The organism is Paenibacillus sp. JSM ZJ436, assembly GCF_044383795.1.
GTDB classification, from domain to species: Bacteria; Bacillota; Bacilli; order Paenibacillales; family Paenibacillaceae; genus Paenibacillus_AQ; species Paenibacillus_AQ algicola.
The window spans coordinates 121636-144743 of sequence record NZ_JBISEO010000009.1; the positions used below are offsets into that span (position 1 = coordinate 121636).

A 23108-nucleotide genomic window follows, 5' to 3' on the forward strand; every position below is an offset into this window, starting at 1 on the left:
TTGGCATGGCTTTGTGGTTCACGGCAAAGGTTAATTCCTCGAAATTTCCTTGTAATAAAAGACCGTCGCGTCCAGGCTTCCATGACTGGACAATGCAAAGCGGGGAATCGTACCCGCCTCGATATAACCTTCCGACCGGTACAGCAGATTGGAAGGGTCTCCCTGCCGCGTGTCGAGCACGAGCAGGCTTCGCCCTTCTCTGACAGCACCGGCCTCGGCTGCCTTCATTAAAGCTCTTCCGATGCCTTTTTGCCGATGATCCGGATGCACCATCAGCTTCGCCACCTCGGCCCGGTGCAGTCCATTCTCCTTCATAGACAAATGCAGCTGGACCGTTCCGCACACGGCCTCCTGATCCATGGCCACCCATAGCAGGACGTCCTCACCCGGCACCTTCCTCCAATAAGATTCAGCACTTGCCAGGCTGAGCGGGGGCATAAAGCCTACGGAGGCTCCGTCCTCCACGACAGCTGCGAGCAGTTCACTCAGGCTCTGCAGCAGCGGGGCACTCAGCTCCTTGACCTCTACACATTGCAGGTTGCTGATCATGACTGCTTGACTCCTTCGGCCTTCAATTTGTCGAGTTCTCTCTGGATGTCGTCCAGAGACTGTCCTTCCAGCTCCTTCAGCAGCGCCTCCAGCTCTGCTGCTTCCTCCTCTTGACTCCCCTTTGTATCCGGCAGCGCCTCGATCACCTGTCTGGCCAAGCCGCGGATTGTCGGCTCATCGAACATATTTTCCAGCTGCAGCTCTATATCATAGGCATTGCGGATACGGGTCATCAGCTGAATCGCCAGCATGGAATTGCCGCCCAATGTAAAGAAATCATCATCCAGGCCGATCGGAGAAATGCCGAACAGGTCCTCCCAGATCCCCCGCACCTCTTCCAGCACACCCTCGGGGCTTTTATCAAGCGCCGCGGCAGCAGCCGGTGCCGACGGCTCCGTGACACCCGGTGCGCTGTCCACTTCGCCTTTGTCCGTCGGATAAGAGGACGCGGATGAGCCGGCTGCAGTTGCAGACGCGACCTCCTGCCCGGATTGCAAGAAGCTCAGGCTGCCCTGTCCAATCCAGTAGCGCTTACGCTGAAACGGATAGGTCGGAAGCGCAATCCGCCTTGCGATTCGATCCGGATGCACATCGCTCCACTTCACGGCAACACCCTCACACCACAGTCGGCCAAGTGCCTGCAGCAGAAATCCCCGGTCCTCCTGGCGATCCTTGGGATGGCGGATGAGCGGAACGGCGGACGGTGTCCGGGTCTGCGGCCCCTGCTGACTCATCAGGCCGCTGAGCACATGACCCGGTCCAATCTCTACCAGCAGCAGACCTGGGTCTGACATCAGGGCGCTTGCGCCTTCTGCAAACCGGACGCTCTGCCTTACATGCTCCCCCCAATAGCCGGGATCCATGACCTGTTCCGGCTGAATCCAGCTCCCCGTTACATTAGATATGTACGGGATCTGCGGAGCATGCAGGGTGATGCGTGAGACTGTCGCCGTAAAGGGCTCGATCACGGGGTCCATCATCGACGAGTGGAAGGCATGAGACGTATGGAGGAGATAGGCTTCAATGCCTTCCTGACGAAGCTCGTCACGAAGGCGCTCCATATCCTCTTTATTCCCGGCCACCACCGTAATCTCCGGTGCGTTCACGGCAGCGACCGACAAGGAGCCGAAGAGATGCTCCCGAGTCTTTGACTCTGGCAGATGTACTGACATCATGACCCCCGGCGGCATGCTCTGCATCAGCCTGCCCCGTTCAGCGACGAGCTCCAGTGCATCCTCCAGTGTGAAGACTCCGGCAAGACAAGCCGCGGTGTACTCGCCAATGCTGTGACCGAGCATGCATGCCGGGGTCAAGCCCCACGCCTCCAGCTGCTTGGCCATCGCATACTGAACAATGAACAGACTCGGCTGGGCCACCGATGTTTCCTGCAGCCGGGAGGCTGCATCGGCATCCTGTTCATTCCACCACAGCGTCCTCAGATCCAAGCCCAGCCTCGGCTGCAGCCGCTCACAGCAGGTGTCGACGGCTTCGCGGAAGACGGGCTCGCTCTCATACAGCCCGCGAACCATGCCAATATATTGCGAGCCCTGGCCCGGGAACAGAAATCCCAGCCGCTTCGGAGCAGCGGCATGACGCGCATGCAGCTTCCCGCTTCGCTGCTTCAACTGCTCAGCCGCCTCTGCCATAGAGCCGGCACTGAAGGCCATGCGGTAAGGAAACTCTTTTCGCCCTTCCTGCAGCGTAAATGCGACATCCGCCAGCGAAAGGTCAGGGTGCTGCTCCAGATGCTGCTGCAGCTGGTCCGCGGCCTGCTCCAGTGCATCTTCGCTCAGCGCGGACAACACCAGCAGCTCGGCAGCCGGAGCGACCCCGGCCGCTGCCTTGACTGCCGGGCTCTCCTCCAGCACGACATGGGCGTTCGTACCACCCATGCCGAAGCTGCTGACACCCGCGCGGCGAGGGAAGCCTTCTGGCTGCTCCCAAGTCCGCGCCTTCGTATTTACAACAAACGGGCTTTGCGCAAAATCAATATTCGGGTTCGGCTGCTCGAAATGCAGGCTCGGCGGAATCACCCCATGATGCAGTGAGAGCACCGTCTTGATCAGCCCTGCGACACCGGATGCGGCGCCCAGATGGCCGATGTTGGATTTGACAGAGCCAATGGCACAGAAGCCTTTCTGCTCCGTGTCCATACGGAATACGCGGCTCAGCGCCGCAATCTCGATGGGATCTCCCAGCGGCGTCCCGGTTCCATGGGCCTCGATCATTCCGATCGTGCTTGGAAGCACGCCGGCCATCGCCTGTGCGTCCAGAATGACCTCCGCCTGGCCATTGACGCTCGGCGCCGTGAAGCTGACCTTGTCAGAGCCGTCATTGTTGATCGCGCTGCCCTTAATGACCGCGTACACGGTATCCCCTTCCTGCAGGGCATCCTCCAGACGTTTCAGGACGACCACGCCGACACCGTTACCGAAGATCGTCCCGCTTGCCTTGGCATCAAAGGGACGGCAGTGTCCGTCCGAAGCCAGGACATCCCCTTCCTGGTGGAGGTAGCCTGTCTTTTGCTGGGCCACGATGGATACGCCGCCTGCCAAAGCCATGTCACATTCCCCGCCGAGCAGGCTCTGAACCGCGAAATGGACGGCCACGAGCGAGGTGGAGCAAGAGGTCTGTACACTGACGCTCGGTCCCTTCAGGTTGAGCTTGTAGGACATCCGGGTCGCCAAGTAATCCTTCTCATTACCGTGCCGGATGGCGAGCTCTCCCACCGAATCCACGAGACCGGGCTCCGAGTACAGCTGAAACAGGTAGCTGCTACTGAAGACGCCGGCGAAGACACCGATGCGTCCGCTGTATTTCTCCGGCGTATATCCGGCAAGCTCCAGCGCCTCCCAGCCCTTCTCCAGAAACAGCCGCTGCTGCGGGTCCAGAATTTCCGCCTCTCTAGGTGTCATGCCGAAGAATGCCGCATCAAACTGATCCGTATCCTCAATGATCGACCCCGCCCGAACATAATTGGGGCGCTTGTAGACGTCTTTTTTAACGCCTGCCTGCTCCAGCTCTTCATCACTGAAAAAAACAATGCTATCTGTTCCCTCCACCAGATTGCTCCAGAATGCTTCCACATTGGAAGCCCCCGGAAAACGGCAGTTCATGCCGACAACAGCAATTTCGGTTCCGTTCATTTCCTGCATGGACACACACCTCCACGTATTAGGTATTGCGATGACGGCCGCCTTTGAGCCTTGCCTGACGGCGCTGCTCCAGCGACTGCTGCCGCATGTCCGCCCGATGGCGGTGGACTTCGCCGGTTGCTGCAGCCGGCTCACTGTCTTGCTTCAGATGTGCTGCCAGCGAAGAAAGCGTTGGATATTGAAATAGCTCCACGACCGGGATATCTCTGCCCAGCGCGTCAGACAGCTGTGTCTTGGCCTGAAGCAGCAGCAGTGAATGGCCGCCAAGATCAAAAAAGTTATCATATCTTCCCACCCGCTCCACGCCCAGCAGCCGGCACCAGATGCCCTCCAGCATCTGCTCAAGACTATCTTGCGGCGCGCTATAGCTTAAGGCAGAGGCATTGCGGTCAAAAGCTTCAGCAGGATCAGGCAGCCGGGCGCGGTCGATCTTGCCGTTCGGCGTGAGCGGCAGCTCTTTCAGCGGAATGAAGGCGCCAGGCACCATATAGCCTGGCAGCCGGCTTCGGGCGTAGGAGCGCAGCTCTGCTAGCGATACGCCTTCCGGTGCGGATACGTAGTACGCTGCGAGCCTTTTGCCGCCGTCAGGAGCAGGGCACGCGGCGATCGCCACTTCCTGCACCCCTTCGTACCCGGCGAGGACGCTCTGGATCTCGCCGAGCTCCACGCGCATGCCCCGGATCTTCACCTGATCATCACGCCGGCCTGCAATCTGAAGGCTCCCATCCGGCAAATAATGTCCCAGATCTCCACTGAAATACAGCAGGTCCTGCTCCTCATGAGTGAACGGGCTGCTTGTGAACCGCCCTTGCTCCTGATCTTCCGCGCTCAGGTAGCCCAGCGTCCTGAATGGCGTGCGGATGACGAGCTCCCCCATTTCTCCAATGCCGCACAGCCTGCGGTCAGGACCTAGCACGAGCAGCTGCGTCTGAGGGAGCGGAGAGCCGACCGGCTGAACCGGCGGCAGACTGCCTTGTGCCGGAACGCGGTAAAAGCACTTCGCAAGTGTCGTTTCTGTCGGACCGTACAGGTTGATGATTTCGGCGGAGCTGCCGAAAGCGTCCCGCCAGTCCCGGATCAGAAAGCCCGGCAACGGCTCCCCGGCAAAAAACACAGCTCTGAGCGCAGTCAGCGGGCGAGACTGCCCTTGTCCCAGCCAGGATTGCGCCAAGGATGGGACGGTATGCAGAATCGTGATCCGGTTCTTGTCCATCCAGGGCAGGATGGCTGCCGCAGACACATCTCTCTCCTCATCCGGCAGGCAGAGCACTGCCCCTGAGATCAGCGGCGTGAGGATATCCCGCAGCACGACGTCAAAGGCAAGCCCGGTCAGCTGCGCGGCTCGGTCTCCGGGACCGATGCCAAACGTCCCCCGCTGCCAGGTCAGGAAATGAGACAGGCCTTTATGACAGCCGAGAATCCCTTTGGGACGGCCCGTCGTGCCTGAAGTGAAGAAGATGTAAGCCGGGTCGTCCGGCTGCAGCGTCGGCCAGACCTCTGGGGATGCTGCTCCCGGCGGTACAGATGCAGGGGCTCCTTCAGCCGCTGCCAGGATGCCGTTTTCTTGCAGGAGGTACAGATGGATCCATGCCTCCTCCCGAAGCCACCGCTCTTCACGGTTTTCGCTGCCGACATCTATCCATCGGCGTGCGCCCGCCAGAGCCAGCATGCCCTTGCCACGCTCCGGCAAAGTGCCGGGGCCGATGGTCAGCAGAACCCCTCCCGCCTTCATAACACCTAACATGGCTGCAACCAGTCCGAAGCTTCGCCGGCCGGTCAGAGCGACGGCTTCTCCCCGCTGCAGCCCTTCCTCCAGAAGCCTTGCGGCCAGCTGCTCCACCGCTTCTCCCAGCTCTCCGTAAGTCCACTGTTTCTGTCTGTGCGAGATGGCAGGTGATGCCGGCTGACGGGCGATGACCGCCTCCAGCAGCTCCGTAACTGCCGGAAATCTTGGCTCCTCCAAAGGCTCCGCGGGATTCGGCAGCAGCGAGAGGCTCCGCGGGGTAACCAGTGAACAAGAGGAGATGACCGCTTCCGGGTTCATGGACAGCTGGCTCAGCAGATGCACATACTGGGCGGCCAGCTCCTGCATTCGGGCAGCACTGTACAGGTCCTTCTGATACACGAATTCCAGCTCCAGCCCGTCATCACGTTCATGAATATAGAGGGTGAGTGCAAATTTGGCCTGCGGCTCACCGAGCTCCAGAGGTGATATCTGCATCTCCATCAATTCCGCCTCATACCCTGGCGTATTCACATGATTAATCATGACGTCAAAGATCGGGTTGCGGCTGATATGCCGCTCCGGCTGCACCAGCTCCACCAGCTTTTCAAACGGAATATCCTGATGGCTGTACGCGTCCAGACATACAGCCCTGGTTCGGCGAAGCAGCTGGGTGAAGGTTGGGTCGCCCGAAACGTCCAGCCGCAGCGCGAGCGTATTCAGGAAGCAGCCGATCAGCGGCTCGGTCTCGGCCTGGCTCCGTCCCGCAATCGGCGAGCCGATGACGAAATCCTCCTGCTGGCTCAGTCGCTTCAAGAGCACGGCAAAGGCAGACAGCAGTGCCATGAACAGCGTAGCCTGTCCCGTGCGGCACAGCTCCTGAAGCTGCTGCTGCACCTGCGGTGCAACCCGCTGCTTCACCCGCCCTCCGCGGTAGCCCGGCCGCTCCGGCCTTGGATAGTCTGCCGGCAGCTCCAGTACGGGTAACTCCCCGCCCAGCTGCCTCATCCAGTAGCTCTGCTGACGAGTCCATTCGTCCTGGCTGATCGCCTCATTTTGCCAAGCCGCATAATCGGCATACTGTACTTTCAGCTCGGACAGGCCCGGCGGCAGATGATATCGGGCTTCCCGGTACAGCTGGCCCAGCTCGCGAACGAAAATGCCAATCGACCAAGCGTCGGAAATGATGTGATGCATCGTGATGAGCAGATGATATTCCTGCTCCTTCAGCTGGAGCAGCAGCACGGATAACAGCGGTCCGCGCTCCAGATCAAAGGACTGATCCATTTCCTGTGCCGCCAGCCGCTCGGCTTCAGCTTGGCGCTGCTCCATAGACCCTGACTGCAAATCCTTTATTCGGAGCGTGAAGGAGGAGGCTGCCGATACGCGCTGAATCGGCTCACCTTCCAGATGAAAGGTTGTCCTTAAGGCTTCGTGACGCGCAATCAGCCGCTCCAGGGCACGGGCCAAGCAGGCTTTATCCAGTGGTCCGCTCATGCTGACAGCACCGAAAATGTTATATGCCGCGCTTCCCGGCGACAGCCGGTCCAGAAACCACAGGCGCTGCTGTGCAAAGGATAGCGGCACTCCTCCCTCCCGAGTTACTCTTGCTATTACAGGAGCGTCAGCAGCGTTTGCGGAGAAGATCGTTTCCGGCGCGATTTGCCGGGACTTCTCAAGCAATGTCGCAATGCCATAGACTGTAGGATGCTCAAACAGGGTGCGAAGCGAAAATTGAATCTCAAAGGCCGACCGGATCCGAGATGCCACTTGCGCTGCCAGAATTGAATGTCCCCCTATGTCGAAAAAATCATCATGAATTCCGATTGGAGCTGTTCTCAACACCTCCTGCCAAATCTCTGCGATTTCCTTCTCCGTGGACGTCCGGGGAGCCGGTGATTCCAGGGGATCCGCAGACTGCGGGCTAGAGCTGGACCGATCAGAGTCAATCTTTGCTGCAGAGAAAGCCGGCGCTGTCCCAAGGCTAGGCCCTGCAGGAGGATATCCCTTCCCCGAAGCGCATAGCTCATCCAGCTCCTGCAGGGTGAGCTGCGGCTGCCAGGCCAGGAGCTGCAGCCGCTGCAGCAGCTGCTCACCCATGTCTTCCACGGCTTCTGCGCTGAAGGCAGCAGTGTTGTACTCCATGTAGAGAGTGAATCCGTCCTTCACCTCTACGGCCTCTACCGTCAGATGAAATTTGGCGATGCCTTGCTCCAGTCTGCACTGTCGCAGCGGCTGTCCGTCCAGATGAAGCTCCTCAGATGCTGTGTTTTGCATGACGAACAAGGTATCAAACAGCGGATTTTGACCCGAACCTCGTTTAACGTTAAGCTTGCGGACCATCTCCTCAAAAGGATACGCCGCGTGCTTCAATGCCTCCATGGTCATGCAGCGAACCTGCTCCAGGTATTGAAGGGCGGTCAAACGCCGGTCTACCCTGCTGCGCAAAGGCAGCGTGTTGGCGAACATGCCGATGACGTTATTCGTGTCGGGGTGGTTTCGGTTTGCGGCAACCGTGCCCACTACGACCTCCTCCCGCGATGTACATGCAGACAGCCACGCAGTGCAGGCGCTCAGGAATACCATAAACAAGGTGCTGCGGGTGCGTGAAGCCAGCTCACGGAGACCTGCTGTGATTTCGGCAGACACATTTATACTCCGGACCTCTCCTGTGTGGGTATGTGAAGCTTTTATTAATGTTGTTAATGAATTGTTATTTGAATTATTAAGTTCGTTATTCGTTAATGAGTTTAACGATGCTGAGACGGTGTCGCTCCTCCCGCCTTGGCTGTAATCATACCCGCGAAGATGATCCAGCCAGAAGGCCTCACTGGCCTTCATTGCAGGGGTATCCAGCTGCTCCAGGTACCACATTGTGTAATCCTTATATTGCAAACGCAGCGGCGTAAGCGGCTGTTGTTCATAAGCTCTCATGAACTCATGAGTCAGCTGGGACACGGATACCCCGTCTGAGATGATGTGATGCATATCAAACAAAATGCGGCTTTGCCCGTGATCCAGCTCGATCGCCGATACCCGAAACAGCGGGGCACGCTGGATATCGAATGGCTGAATCCAGGAGGAGATCAGGCGCTTTGCTTCCATCTCTGTAACCCCCTGCAGCAGCTTTAGCTCCAGCTCTACGGTGGGCTCAATATGCTGAAACGGCTCATTGTTTACCATGCGGAAGGAGGTTCTCAGACTTTCATGACGTTCCGCCAGCTGCTCCCAGGCATGTGTAAAGCGGTCCAGATCCAGAGTCCCGGACAACTCCAGCATAAGAGGCATGTTATACCGCGTAGATTCCGGCTCCAGCTCATGGAGCACATACAATCTTTTCTGGGCGGGGGACAGCGGGTAGTACGCTCGCTCCGCTGCTGCCGGAATAGGCGCAAGGCTCGGTGCCGCTTCTTCTGTCTGCTGCGATGTCAATCCGGAAATGGTCGGCAGGTCAAACAGCTCAGCCAGTGTCCACTCACGCCCTAGCTTACTCTTCATGCGGCTTAGCAGGCTCATCGCGGATAACGAATGACCTCCCAATTCAAAAAAGTGATCGTGAACCCCGACCCGGTCCACCCCCAGCACCTCTGCCCACACTTCAGCCATACCCTGCTCCAGCGGGGTTCGTGGAGCGACATAGTCTGCACCCGGTGCCTTCCAGGCTCCCGGGTCCGGCAGTCCCCGGCGGTCCACCTTGCCGTTTGGAGACAGCGGCATTTCATCCAGCAGGATGAATGCTCCCGGCACCATGTACTCCGGCAGCCGCTGCTGCAATGCGGTCCGCCAGGCCCGCTGCAGCTCCGCTGGAGGTCTGTCAGCGGAAGCTGCAGCAGGTTGGGCTGCAGCCGTTTCTGCGGTCGCTTCTGTGGCCCTTTCTGCAGCCGCTTCGGTGATACCTCCCGTCTGCGCAGCTGCCGGATTTGCATCTCCCGGCACTACGTACGCAATCAGCCGGTTCTCCCCAGCTTCATCGGCTCGGGCCACGACCACTGCTTCCTTGACGCCGCTGCACTCCCGCAATGCGGCTTCAATCTCGCCCAGCTCAATCCGGTATCCTCTAATCTTCACCTGGTGGTCCATGCGTCCCAGATAGACCACCGTCCCGTCCGGCCTGTACTTCGCCAGATCGCCGGTCCGGTACAGCTTAGAAGAGTGCCCTTCGCCGTACGGATGGTCTACAAATTTCTCGGCGGTCTTCAGCTCGTCTCCTACATACCCGCCGCCGACCTGTCCCCCGGCGATGCATAGTTCACCCGGTACCCCGATGGGCACCAGCCCCAGTCCTTCATTCAGAATGTACAGCTGCGTACCCGGAGTTGGACGGCCAATTGGCACGGCCCCCGGCTCCAAGGAACGCAGATCCGGCAGCCGGGTGTACACCGTGACATCTGTGCATTCGGTCGGTCCGTAGGTATTTACGATCTCTGCCTGGCAGGCTCCGGACTCGCTCCACGGGAGCAGCCGGTCCGGGGCGATCGGCTCGCCGCCCAGAAATACATGCCGCAGGCTGCGCAGCTGAGCGTAGCCGCTCTCCGCCGCTTCGTCCAGCAGCGGGTAGAAGGCACTCGGCGTTCCATTCAGCAGCGTGATGCGGTGGCGCTCGAGAAGCTCATTCACCTCGCGCGGATCGTACAGCCCGGACGGCAGCAGCACCAGCTCCCCGCCGGTCATCAGCGGAGCGAACAGATTTTTTTGCGTCAGGTCAAAGCTTGGCGAGGTGATAAGCAGCACGTGATCGGCTGCGTTCATCTGAAACTCCTGTGTGTACCACTGCATCAGCCGGGCGAACCCGCTTCGGTACACACTCGCTCCCTTGGGCCGGCCGGTAGAGCCTGAGGTAAAGATGATATACATCAGCTGCTCCGGCTCCACCGGAAGCCCCAGGTTCCCGCTGTCCTGCGACTGCAGCTCTTCCTCCAGCCCATCCACACTTAGCAGCACAATGGGAGAGGCTACGCCCTGCTCGCTAGGCGTTTGGCTAGGCGTCTCGCTGCCGATCCCGCCAACCGCCTGTACCGCCTTCCCTGCCACTTCAATCAACGCCTGCTTCGTCAGCAGCACGCTCACGCCCGCCTGCTCCAGCATGTACGCCAGCCGCTCCTGCGGCAATACCGGATCGAGCGGCACATACACGCCGCCGGCCTTCAGCACGGCGAGCAGGCTGACCACCAGCTCGCGACTGCGGTCCAGGCATACCCCGATCCGGTCTCCGCGCCGGACCCCCTGCGCGATGAGCCTCCGGGCAAGGCGGTTGGCCTGTCCGTTCAGCTCTCCATAGCTCAGGCTGCCACCCCCGGACCTTACGGCAGTCTGCCCCGGTGTTGCTGCAGCCTGCTGCTCTATGCGGAGCAGCACCTCCTCAGGCTCGCCCTCGCCGCTCGCAGGGTTCCACTCCTCCAGCTGCCGGCGGCGCTCTTCCTCACTGAGCAGCTCCAGACGGGACACTGCCTGCTCCGGGTCCTGCACAGCGCTCTCCACTACCTTCAGAAGCAGCGCCGAGAAAGAATGGGCCGTCTCCCGCCGCAAGCGGGCGGTGTCGTACTCCATACAACCCAGCAGTTCTTCCCCTGCCTGTCCCATCACGATCGACAAATCGAACTGCGGATGACTAGGTGCCACATCCATCAGCTCCAGCTCCAGCCCGCCAAGCGTAAGCCTCGCTCCTGGAATTCCTACGGCAGCGGCAGCCAGCTCCTCCTGTCCCAGCACCGGAGCATGCAGCGTAAACATCACATTGAACAGCGGATTTCCCTGGGTCCGCCGGGTGTGCAGCCGCTCGACAATGTGCGAGAACGGATACTCCTGATGCTTCAGCGCCCCTGTAACGGTCTCATGCACCCGAAGCAGGAGGCTTCGGAACGACTCCTGTGGCACAAATGAATTTCGGAGCACGACCGGATTGACAAAATAACCAACCGTTTCGCGATCCTGATGCTGCAGCCGTCCCGAGGTGGGACTGCCAATCGCTGCCTCCTCCTGGGATAATCCCCGGTGAAGCATCGTGAACATGGCCGCGAGCAGGCAGGTATAGAGCGTCACTCCGTTATCCTTCGCCAGCTGCCGCAGCCTGGTCGTTAACTCAGCCGGAAGCGCAAAATAGATTTTCTCTCCCTTGCCGTTCTTCGCCGGCTCCGATGCTTCTGGCGGCGAATGCTCTAGCAGCATCGGCTCCAGTCCCGCCAGATGATCATGCCAGTACGCATTCAGCAGCTCGCCTTTATCTTGCAGCCGCTGCTGCTGCCGCAGCCAGAAGCTGCCGTAAGAGTTCCCGGCTTCTCCTAATGCGACTGGTGCACCAGTGCTCATGGCGGCGTACAGCTGTCCCAGCTCTTTTGCAATCATCGCAAACGACCAGAAATCGCTGATCAGGTGATGAAAGGTGAAGGTTAACAGGGTTTCTCCCGGCTCTCCAAGGAGTAGCCCTATACGAAATAAAGGCTCCTGGTCCAGAAGGAATGGCTTCGCGGCTTGACCCGTGACCCACTCCAGACGCTGCTTCTCACTCCAGCCGCGGGTATCGTGCCTTGACAGTGGAAGCTCTATCTGCTCCCTTATCTTCAGCAACGGATCGCCGTTACTTTCCACAATGACAGCCCGGAGGAGAGAATGGCGCTGCTGCATCACCTTCATCGCTTGGAAGAAAGCTCTCTCTTCAAACTGCCCTGGCAGACGAAAGGTTCGGGTAATGAAATACATGCGGCTGCCGGGTTGCAGTTTTTGCAGAAACCATAAGGCGCGCTGTCCCGAAGATAGCGGAAACTCTGTAAGATGCCCTCCTTCTTCAGTGCGTTTCTCCAGCGATGGCCTTCCGCCAGCCGCCTCCTGCCGGATCAACGCCGCCAGCTTCTTCACTGTCGGCCCTTCCAGCAGTCGGTCCAGTTCCAGCTCCAGCTGAAATGCGTCTTCAATGCGAGCTTTGAGCTCCAGCACATGGATGGAGTCCAGCCCGAGCGCCGGAAGCGGAAGCTCCAGCGGAGGGGCCGTCCCTTTGAGCAATTGGGTGATCTGCTCCACTAAAAACCCCGTGACCTCGTCCTCTTCTCCATCACTTCTCCAGCGTAGTCCAGCCTCCTCAGCTTGGTCCCAGCTGGCATTCATATCGGGTCCGGACGCAGCTTGAGGCTTTAGATAAGCCGCCGCAATATCCAGGCTCTGATTCAGATAAGCTTGCTTGCACAGGCTGCGCTGAATTTTACCACTGGAGGTTTTATGGATGGATGCCGGCTTGACCAGCACCATATCATAGACCTGCAGCTCGAAGCCGGTCGAGACCGCTTGCCGGATCGCCATAAACACCTCATCGGGGTCACTTCTGCGCTGAGCCCGCTCCAGCTCGCATACGACGACCAGCCTTTCTTCTCCCTCTATCTCTACCGGGAACGCGGCTGCATTGCCAGAGCTTACCGCCGGATGACTGTCAGCTATAGCATATTCAATATCCTGAGGGTAATAATTGCGGCCCCTTATAATAATCAGATCCTTCATACGGCCTGTAATGTAGAGCTCTCCGGCATCTACAAAGCCCAGATCGCCTGTACGAAGGAACGGGCCTTCCCCCGTGTCTGAAAGGTACGCATTAAAGGTTGCTGCCGTCTGCTCCTGCCGCCTCCAATATCCCTGGGCCACGCTCTGCCCGGATACCCAGATCTCACCGATCTTTCCCGGGGCTTGTCTGGCCGCAGACTCCGGGTGGACAATGACTACAGACGGGTCTTTACTTAAGACCGTTCCGGAGCTGATCAAGCTGCGCTGACCGGCAGATAAGGGCGTTGCCGTCTCTATGACGCCTTCTTCGAGCGCATTGCGTTCCACCTGCTTCTTCACCGGACCTTTGCCGCGCGCTGCTCCGGACACGAACAGTGTGGACTCTGCCAGGCCGTAGCACGGGTAGAAGGAGGAATAGGCAAAGCCGCTCATTTGAAATCCATCCGCAAAACGCCGCAGCGTCTCCTCCTGAATCGGCTCTGACCCTGTGAAGGCACAGACCCAGCGGCTTAAATCAAGCTGCTCCCGGGCTTGTGGAGCAATCTTTTTGAGGCAATGCTCAAAGGCAAAGTTGGAGCCCCCGCTAACCGTAGCTTGACGGTCGGATATAGCTTGCAGCCAGTGCAAGGGACGCTGGATAAAGTGAGCAGGCGTCATCAGGGTTACCGGAAAGCCGGTATACAGCGGCTGCAAAATGCCGCCAATCAGACCCATATCATGATAGGGTGGAAGCCAGATCACACTTCGGTCGTCTTCATTTAACTGGAAGGCTTCTTGAATCAGTTGAAGGTTGTGCAAAATGTTGAGGTGGCTCAGCATAACACCCTTCGGTGCTGCAGTAGAGCCGGATGTGTACTGGAGAAAAGCAAGCTGCGGCTTATTCTTTAATACGAGCTGAGGAGATTCTGCTCCGTTCTCACCTGCCCAGTCCTCTGTCACCGACCATGTCAGGCGCTGAAGGACAGGATGTTCTGGCAGCTTGGTTTGAAGACGGGATAAGGTAGGGGTGTCGGTCAGCGCAAAGCTGGCATCACAATCATCAATAATCGAGGTTACACGAAGGAGGTGGGCATTCAGACGCGGCGGATACGCAGGTACAGCGACAACGCCTGCATACATACAGCCAAAAAAAGCAGCAATATAGTCCAGTCCCGGCGGATACAGCAGGAGTGCGCGCTGACCTTCGGCACCGTGAAGAGCAAACCAGCCTGCCAGTGCACGGGCGCGGGCATCCAGCTCGCTGTACGTCATTACCGTATCCTCACCATGCTCGGTCATCATGCGGTAAGCCTCCCGGCTTCCCTGATGGACCGCGCGCCAGGACAACAGGTCTGTTAACGTGTTCATCTCTTTCATCGTATGAAGCATATTCATTCTCCTCCCGCCTGAGAAAAGAAAAAGCATCCTGCTCTCTTCTCAGCGTAATCCCTCTCATGAAGGGTTCACTCTCTTGAACATACCTGATTATTCATTCGCATCAGCAGCAGGCAGTGGGGTCATTGGGAATTCGAATAAAATCATACATTATGTACAAATAATTGACCTGTCATGTAAGTATTGAAAAATAAGCTTGTTTTCTGAATCATAATACACATTCTTCCTTATTTCAACTACTTATTAGCCGATATTACAAAACATGTAATATATTTTTTCATTGTAAACGCTCAGTAAAGCGTTTTTTTGGTAAACCTGACAAGTGAATTTATAGCGCGAAGGCCCTTGAAATAAACCTAACTATATAAAAAAAACACAAACAATAATCCGCCCCCTCAAGGGAGCGGATTACCGTCAACTCAAGCATTTACCGCTTTTTATAGCAGGTATGGTTACTAGATTGCAGAATTTCAAATCTTGCAGCTTACCGGGTAAATGTCAATGCACTCAGCATCCGGTGCAGGATCGCGGAGCTTTGCGCTCTGGTAGCTGTCCCCTTCGGAGCGAACTGATTGCCACCCACGCCGTTAATCATGTCCATGTAAGCCAGAAGTGAAACCGACTCTGTCGCCCAGCTTCCAATGTCAGCGCGATCGCTAAAGATCATTGCAGTGCTGGAATCACGGATCGAGTCATACCCGGCAAATTCCATCGCCCGGTGGATCATCACGGCCATTTCCTGCCGGGTAATGCTCTGGTTCGGCTGAAACGTACCATCCCGGTATCCGTTAACTAGTCCATTTGCTGCCGCAGCCTTCACCGCATCATGATACCAGTGCTTTGTGCTGACATCACGGAACGCAATCCCGGGGTTTGATGACGCTGAGGACAAGCCCAGTGTTCGGGTCAGCAGAGCGGCGAATTCCGCTCGGGTGACCGGCTGATCCGGCCGGAATTCCTGTTCAGTCACACCCAGTACAATCCGTCTGGCAGCCATACCCTCGATCTCTTCCTGCGCCCAATGACGCTTGATATCGGTATAGGTTACATCGTTCTCCAGGATCAAATACGTACTGTTGCTTCTGCTGAACAATATAATTCCGCGCTCCTGAACCTGATAAGGAACCGGTGTGTAGCTCAGCTTTCCATTGGGGTTCCGTTCGGCTCGAACGACCGCCGTTTTCCGATCATCCAGCTGCTGATCCGTTACGATCGTGCGGGAAACATAGTGCGGGAACGAGGTCATCTCAACGGAAGCTCCGTCCTGCTGCACAATATACACCTTAAAGTCCACCGCAGCCGTGACCTTCCAGCCTTCAGCCTTTGCAAGATCCCCTGTGGCAGAATCCTTCGAGATGAGCACCGCCAGCTTCCCTGAGGACGGGAGCTGCTGCAGCAAAGCTGCAGTCAGCGGCAGGAGGTAGCTGCCGTCCTTGCCTTCTACAGCCAGTTCTTTGGCCTTTCCGCCTTCCACAGCCAGACGCAGGGCAGCTGCATCGACAGACACCTGAATGCCGCTTGTCTTCGCGTCAGCATCCACCTTAAAGGCAATCCGCCGATTGACGGCACGCTGAACCGCTTCCTCCACCGCCTTGCTGTCCGCCTGCGCCTGCGCAATGCTCCGTCCGTTCAGCAAGGCGGTCTTCGCCGGCAGAATCATGCTGTTGCCTGGCGGAACGAGAACCGGATTCCCCTGCGGAGGAGCCGGAGTTACAGGAGCCGGAGCTCCCCCTTCGAATTCACCTGATGCCGGCGGCACTGAAGGTCCCGGGTCTTCCCCGCCTTCTTCCGGAGACGCAGGGCCTTCAGGAGCAGCTGCGCCTGTCTTAAGCAGCGGCCGAAGCTGAAGATGTGGATGATCTGAGGCATATAGCTCCATAGGAACCCCTTGGCCTTTTGTATCTGCAACCAGGAGTACAGCCTCGCCGCCGTCTCTGCTGCTCAGATACTGCTTTAACGCTTCGGTAGAAATCGAATAGGAATCCACGTTGTATGGCAGGTTGTACGTTTGATCCTTGAAGCCCTTCATTGTGAATGCTCCGAGATACACACCTTCTCCTGCTGCTGCAGCTGATGGATGTCCGCTCGTTGCTGCATTCATTCCAAACACCTGAAGCGTGATTTCCTCGCTCCCAGGGTTGAGATCTGTCAGCCTGCCGCTAAGCTGCAGGGAGGCTTCATCAAGTGCGGTCACCTCCGCCAGGTCAAAGGTAAACATCGCCGCATACGGCTCACCTTGTGCAGACCAGGCATCCCCGGTAGCATAGTGCACAGCACGGTATACCGGATTGCCGGAGGTATTAGACAGCTTCAGCCCGTCCGGAGATACCACATGCCCTTGGCCCCTGCGAATTTCAATGCCACCGGCACTCTTCTCAATGCGGTTGCCGATCAATTGAATATCGCGCGGATCACCGCTTCCCACCTGGGCGGCATTAGAATCACCATTATCGTAGTCCAGCAGGATCGGAATATCTCCTGCTTCAAAATTAGAAATGGTGTTGCCGGAAGCGATGGTTCGCGGCGCGTTCAGCAGCCGCAGCCCGATCACGGACTGCTGATACGGTCCTCTGACGAATGCCGAAGGATCGATTTCAATGACATTGTTCTCAATGATCGTATCCGGCGATCCCAGCACGACCGTAATGCCTTCTGCATTATTTTTGAGCAGATTGCTGTGGATGTAGTTGTATGGACCGGCTTCGCTATGGTTGCTCGGATAACCGCCGCCAGTATTGCCCAGCGCAATGCCCGCACCGCGGCGGGTCCCGATAATGGTATTATCCTTCACCTCGTTCAGATACTCATCCTCACCGTGCAAATCAATGGCGTCATAGGTGTTGTTAATCAAGGTATTGTTCTGAACCAGGTTATTGTGGGTGTATGCCTGCACAATGATGCCGTGACGCATCGCGTTGGTGCCGTCAAATACGTTGTTCTCGATCAGGTTATACTGAGAGTCCTCCTCCTCACCGAAGCGGTCCAGCTTGAACTCCCCTTGAAGCGATATTCCGTAGCCTGCACCGCCGCCGCCGATATCCGTTGCATTACGGAAAATGGAATTGCGGACGACCAGGTGCTGTCCCTTGGCCATGCGTACCCCGGTTTTTTCAAATTTTTCGATGAGGACATTGTCTACAACAATATTATAAGGCGCCTTAGCTGAGCTGCCGCTGGATGATTTATCAATGTAGATCCCATGCTTGTAGCCCCCTCGCAGCGGGTGGTTAATGGCCGGGTCTGTTGGATATTCCTGATCCCATGTGGACGTGATCGTCAGGCTGGAGATCATAATGCTATTCTGGTTCATCGCGGACAAGACCCGGCTGCTGGCATTGGATAAGCCGGTATTCGTCAAATCCGGACCAAGACGGTTATCGAAATCAGACAATAGAATCGCGCCCTCCCGGCTTTCTCCGGTAAGGTTCACCCCCGTCTTCAGCACAATTTGTGTATCAGAGGCATAGGCACTCAGCAGCTTATACGTTCCGTTCGGCAAAAACACCTCGTCACCCGGCTGTGCGTCATCAATAGCACGCTGTATCGCTGGACGGTCGTCCGTTATGCCATCGCCCTTGGCCCCATAAGGAGCCGCCGTCACATCGATCTTCCGACCGGTAAAGGCATTAGGAGCCGGCAGCGGATGCGGCGTTCCGTCCACATTGTACAGCCCTGCCTTGGTCGGACGCACCTCTCTGCTCACAGTCGGCGGCGGCAGTGCCGGCAAGATTGGATCGTTATCCACCCCGCTGTCACTCGGGGAGTACATATGGACAACCGTGTAGCCGTTATACTCGGTGGAGCTGTTCCCCTGGCCTACAAGGCGAATGTATCGGGCATCTGTATCTGGAACGTCAAAGTTCTCCATATCCAGCTGCATTCCGCGGCTCTCCCCGCTATAGATCGTATCCCAGGATACACCATCCATGGAGCTCTGAATGTCGAAGAAGTAGGATCTCTCATCTCCTTTATAAAAAGCAATCCCCACATCCCCAACCGTCGCAACGCTCCCCAGATCATATTGAATCCATGCCCCGGCTCCGTTCGCGCCCCATCGGGTATTCGGATTGTCATCAAGCGTATTGGCTGCTTTGTTGCCCCAGTTCAAGTCCCCGTTATAAACCTTGTCGTAATGACTCGCGGTAACCTGGGTTTCTGTAAAGGTGTAGCGCTTTTGCGGCATGGCTGAAGCTTCATTGGAGTCCAGACTGCTGCTTTTATTGTCACTGACCGCCTGCACAGTATAAAAATAGGTTTGCCCGTTCTGAAGTCCCCCGTCCACGTATTCCGTGGCTGTCCAGTTTGGCTCAATAACGGTATAGGAGCCGCCGGCAGAGCTTGCCCGCTTGACTGTATAGTGGGCGGCATCCGGGACCGGCTGCCACTGCAGCTTGATTTCGGAGTGACCCGGTATAGCCGTCAGGCCTTGCGGAGCCTCTGGCGGATAAGCCGTAACTGCATGGTATTCCGGCGAAGGTGTACTTTCACCGCTCTGGTTAAACGCAGTAACTGTGTAATAATAATCCTGCTGTACGGTCAAGCCCTGATCCAGGTAACTGGTGACGACTCCATACACAGCATCCAGCACCGTATAAGGTCCGCCGGGCGTCGAGCTGCGCTTGACGCTATAGCCCACCGCACCTGGAACCTCATTCCAGGATATCCCCACCTCGGTATCCCGAATTGAAGCGTACAGCGGACCCAGTGCTGGCGGGGCTTCTGTAGATGCCTGCGGCGAAGCTTGTACAGCTGTTGATAGACTGCTGTCCACATTCGTTCCATCCATAGCTTTTGCCACAGAGCTGACAGCGTAATAATAGGTATTGCCATTCATCGCTGTCCGGTCCTGATAGCTGCCGGAAGCTACTGTAGCTATGGTTGTAAATGGACCGCCCGGTGCTTCTCCCCGCTTGACATGATACTGCTCAGCACCAACAGCGCCAGACCACTTCAGGCTCACCTGGTTGTCGACATCCGATATCACGGTCACTCCGGTTGGCATACCTGGAAACGTCTTTAGAACATGAACATGATCTGCGTACATTTGCATATTTGCATTTCCAAAAAAGCCTACGCTGGATCCTGTTGGAACACCCGTTGAATCTGTAACCAGCGCTGTGACGGTTGGGCCCCCCTCGATCGAGCCAGTCAACACCGTGTTCCCCGTTGTTCCGGTAACCTGAAAGGTCATCCGGTAGTATTGACCGGCCACAAAACCAGGAATTGGGGCAGACTGCGACAACTCTGTACTCGTGCCGCTGACTCGCTTCAACAACACCAGGCTATACTGGGATGCTGACATTTTTCGGATGGCTAGCGCATACATGCTGTTATTATCTGTCACCCGGGTTCCTAAGCCGAAGTAAGAAGGGCTGCTCGGTACACTATCCGGTGTGCTTGGGTGCAGCTTTACATCCGCCGAGAGAAGCACATCACTCGCAGAATAATCAATAAGCCATGCCGTTGATGTACCGTTTCCATTGAAGTACATTGCAACATTACTGCCATCATCGGAGGCCATGCTCCAGATGCCGGCGCTGGCATTGGATCTCCAGTTGTTCAGCGTTCTCGCCGTGTTGTTGCTGGAGTTAATAGGCTGTCCTGTCGTAGGCGGGTTCGCCGTATGGTTGCCGATTGCGATGCTTGAATCCAGATTCTGAAAATCATCAAAACGCTCATGATCGCTATAATACGCGGCCGCCGAAGCCAAGCCCGGCGGTGGAAGCAGCGATGCCAATAAGGCGATGCACAGCATCAAGGCAGCACTTTTTTTCAGGAGAACAACATTCATAGACACAACCCCTTTTCGCTCATTTTGTTAGCGCTTACAATTATGATCTGATCATATCCAAGAGCGCCGCCGGAATCTTGTGTTTACCTCATGTGCGGTAGTGTTTTTCAAGGGGCAGTCGGATCATGCGCGTATTAGCCAAACGAGTGCGATAGTCCGAACTCGATTCAGCCGCTGGCCTCCCACGCGCGGGGCAGCCATTCAGCGTAAACGGGCATTATTCGCATCCAAAATACGGTATAATGACGCTATTCATACTCTTACATAAAGGTGGACTGCACATCATGGTGACTATACTGCTATTTATCCTCGCCGGTATTGCCGAAATCGGCGGCGGGTACCTCATTTGGCTGTGGCTAAGAGAAGGCAAGCCCTGGTATTGGGGTGGTGTCGGAGGCGTTTCTCTAGCGCTGTACGGTGTCATTGCCACTCTACAGCAATTCCCCTCTTTCGGACGAGTATATGCCGCATATGGGGGAGTGTTCATCGTTCTCTCCGTACTTTGGGGATGGGGGGTTGATAAAAAAACACCCGACCTCTATGACTGGGTCGGGGCAGGCATCTGTATCATCGGTGTCTCGGTGATGCTCCTGGCCCCTCGCTCATAAGGGCGCACGGGGTCAGGCAGGTGGAGGCAACTGCTTCTGATGCATGACGCCTCCTACATGATACTTCGGTTCAATTGCTCCGATATTCATTCGTTAATCCAGTTGCTAACTATATCAGAACGCTGTCCCCCAAACACATTGTAAACCATCAGTGTTCTATAGATAAATAGAGTTTATCTCCCAGATATCTATTGACCGGATGACAGAATCCTGACTACCTTCCAATAGAAGACCGTTAGCGTCCAATCGGCTTGGATACACTCGTGTTGTAAGGCTCTTCAAATTGTTGGCATAGGCTTCTACCATCGATTTATCCAGGTAAATATGAAGCTTAAGCACATCTTCATTCAAATCGAGTTTGCCGGATTGAACTCCTCTTGTACGCTCTTCTTTCGACAAAGTAGTTTTCTCACGATTAACGCCAAATTCACCTGCTAACCTGTCATAGTAGATTAATGTCTCTTCCGCACGATTCGGAGATTGTCTGATCCATATGCCAAGCATAGCACTCAGGGCAGGTATCTCAAATTCAATCTGAATTTCGAGCATATCCCCTTTTATATGGGCAAGCTCCTGGTTCGCTTCCTTGAGAGTCAGTCCACGCAGTGAACACAACTGACGACCTCGCAACGACGTAAGCTCATTTATCGGTTCAATCCCGAGTTTTCCATCGGACCTTAAGAAAACACTAATTGGTAAACCGGCGTTATGAGCCCACCCTGAATCATAATCCAACTGCGGAGTCCTTTCGCCCTGCGCAATAGTAAAGATGATCTTACGACCTGTCTTGGGATCCACCATGCCGCTTGGACCGGTAAAGTGAAAATCTCCAACGTCAATGAGTTGAGGCTCAACATGGTCGGGAGAAAAACGCATCTGCTCGCTATTATATTCCCCCACCCAATAAAACACTTCTACATCAGCACCAGGACCTAGCGGACTAATCAGGAACAAATGCTTATCCCGTCCGTCCCTACCTTTGCCGAGCGGCAGTAAAACCGGTAACTCCCACATGTCTCCAAGGTAGGGAAAAAGCTCGGGGTCACTCACATAGAACGGCCCATGATAAGTCCAATGAATCATGTCGGCCGATGTATAAGCAAGCGCTGTCCCGCCCTGTCCATCGCTTGTACCGGAACCAATTAATAAACGCCACAATCCGTCTTCTTTCCATACGAACGGATCGCGGAAGTCGCCGAACTTCCCCTGTCCCTGCGCTTGAACAATTAATGGCTCCGGATGCTTCTCCCATAGTGTCAGATCACTGTCGCCGTTCTTTTGAAACTGGCTGCGCGCAAGCCCCACACGTTGATTCGGTGACGCACTGTCATCGCCTGCAGTGATAAATAACGCTGGAACGCCGAATTCATCTAAGCAGGCACTTCCCGACCATACACCATCGGGGTCGACGGCATCCTTCTCCGGCGCAAGCGCAATCGGAAGATCCCGCCAATGAACCATATCTTCGCTCACCCAATGTCCCCAGTGAATCTGCGCCCAATAAGGTCCTTGCGGGTTATGCTGGTAAAACAGATGATATTTGCCTTCAAAATAAATGGGAGCGTGCGGTTCATTCATCCAATGGACCGGCGGACTTGCATGATATTGCGGCCGATGCAGATCGCTAAGAACTGGCGTGCGGTCCAGCCGTATATCCTCATACGGAATCTCAGGAGCCGCACCGCCGTGAGAAGAAAGCGACTCCCTATGGAGGGCAGCAACTTCGGCACTGGACAAAGCTTGACCGTAGATTCGAAGATCGTCCATCAGACCGTCGAACATATTATGTCGGAAAGCTTCTGCGAGTTCGACAGCATGATTGTTCTTACCGATTAGCAGATCTTCCCCGCACAAGGTCATACCTGATTCATCCGGCAAAGACATTTCGGCAGTCTGCTTGCCGTTCAAATATAGTCGCATTGCCGCTTCTTCCTTACAATAAGTTGCGGCAACATGCGACCATCTCCCCTTCTCCAGAGGCTGGTGCCGACACCAAAGCTCATGCCAGCGTCCGTTCGAGCCTAACTGCAGCGACCAGGCGCCATGCCGGAATATTCCAAACACGAAGCCTTCGGTCGCCTCCCGGTTATGCTGATTCACAATGGCGGATAACCTATTTTCTTCCCCCCGCTCATAAGATCGAGGAGCGACCCAAGCGGTTATCGTAAACGCATCTTCCAGTCTAGGCGCCTTGGCAGCCTGCCGCGTAATCCAGGTCGAATATCCGTCAAACAAAAGCGCACCTCCACAGACTCCAGGCCGCCAGGCCGGATCCGAAGCATGTGAAAATCTGCCCTTCAACAGGGAGTAAGACACTTGGTCCTTGCTTCCGCTTGAAGAATCGAGCGCAGTGCTGCCCTTTGATTCATCCAAGCGCCAGTGTGCCAGTAAACTATCAGAACCTGCTCCGTTGTTCATTCACG

General features: G+C 56.3%; 6 protein-coding genes. 1 reads left to right on the plus strand and 5 read right to left on the minus strand.

The window, feature by feature from the left end; genetic code table 11:
• Positions 1-30 precede the first annotated feature (30 nt).
• The 4 genes from ACH6EH_RS13270 to ACH6EH_RS13285 form a co-directional block, all read right to left on the minus strand.
• A complete protein-coding gene (locus ACH6EH_RS13270) occupies positions 31-546 on the minus strand; it encodes a GNAT family N-acetyltransferase (RefSeq protein WP_397332687.1) in 516 nt (171 codons plus the stop codon).
• Entirely contained in the window at positions 546-3704 is a 3159-nt protein-coding gene (locus tag ACH6EH_RS13275; protein ID WP_397332662.1) for a type I polyketide synthase, read from the minus strand. The genes ACH6EH_RS13270 and ACH6EH_RS13275 overlap by 1 nt, the downstream gene beginning before the upstream one ends.
• Before the next feature lie 19 nt (positions 3705-3723).
• The gene (locus ACH6EH_RS13280) at positions 3724-14280 is read right to left on the minus strand and encodes an amino acid adenylation domain-containing protein (protein ID WP_397332663.1); all 10557 of its coding nucleotides are present in this window, start codon (positions 14278-14280) and stop codon (positions 3724-3726) included.
• Between the two features lie 490 nt (positions 14281-14770).
• Positions 14771-20077: an S-layer homology domain-containing protein gene (locus ACH6EH_RS13285; RefSeq protein WP_397332664.1), complete on the minus strand. Its 5307-nt coding sequence runs from the start codon at positions 20075-20077 to the stop codon at positions 14771-14773.
• Positions 20078-20361: 284 nt separating this feature from the next.
• Between ACH6EH_RS13285 and ACH6EH_RS13290 the strand changes: the two genes are divergently transcribed.
• Positions 20362-20685, plus strand: coding sequence for a YnfA family protein (locus ACH6EH_RS13290; protein WP_397332666.1), 324 nt, complete (start codon positions 20362-20364; stop codon positions 20683-20685).
• 156 nt (positions 20686-20841) lie between these two features.
• Here ACH6EH_RS13290 and ACH6EH_RS13295 read toward each other — a convergent pair whose 3' ends face one another.
• Positions 20842-23103: a GH32 C-terminal domain-containing protein gene (locus tag ACH6EH_RS13295; RefSeq protein WP_397332668.1), complete on the minus strand. Its 2262-nt coding sequence runs from the start codon at positions 23101-23103 to the stop codon at positions 20842-20844.
• Positions 23104-23108: the final 5 nt, after the last annotated feature.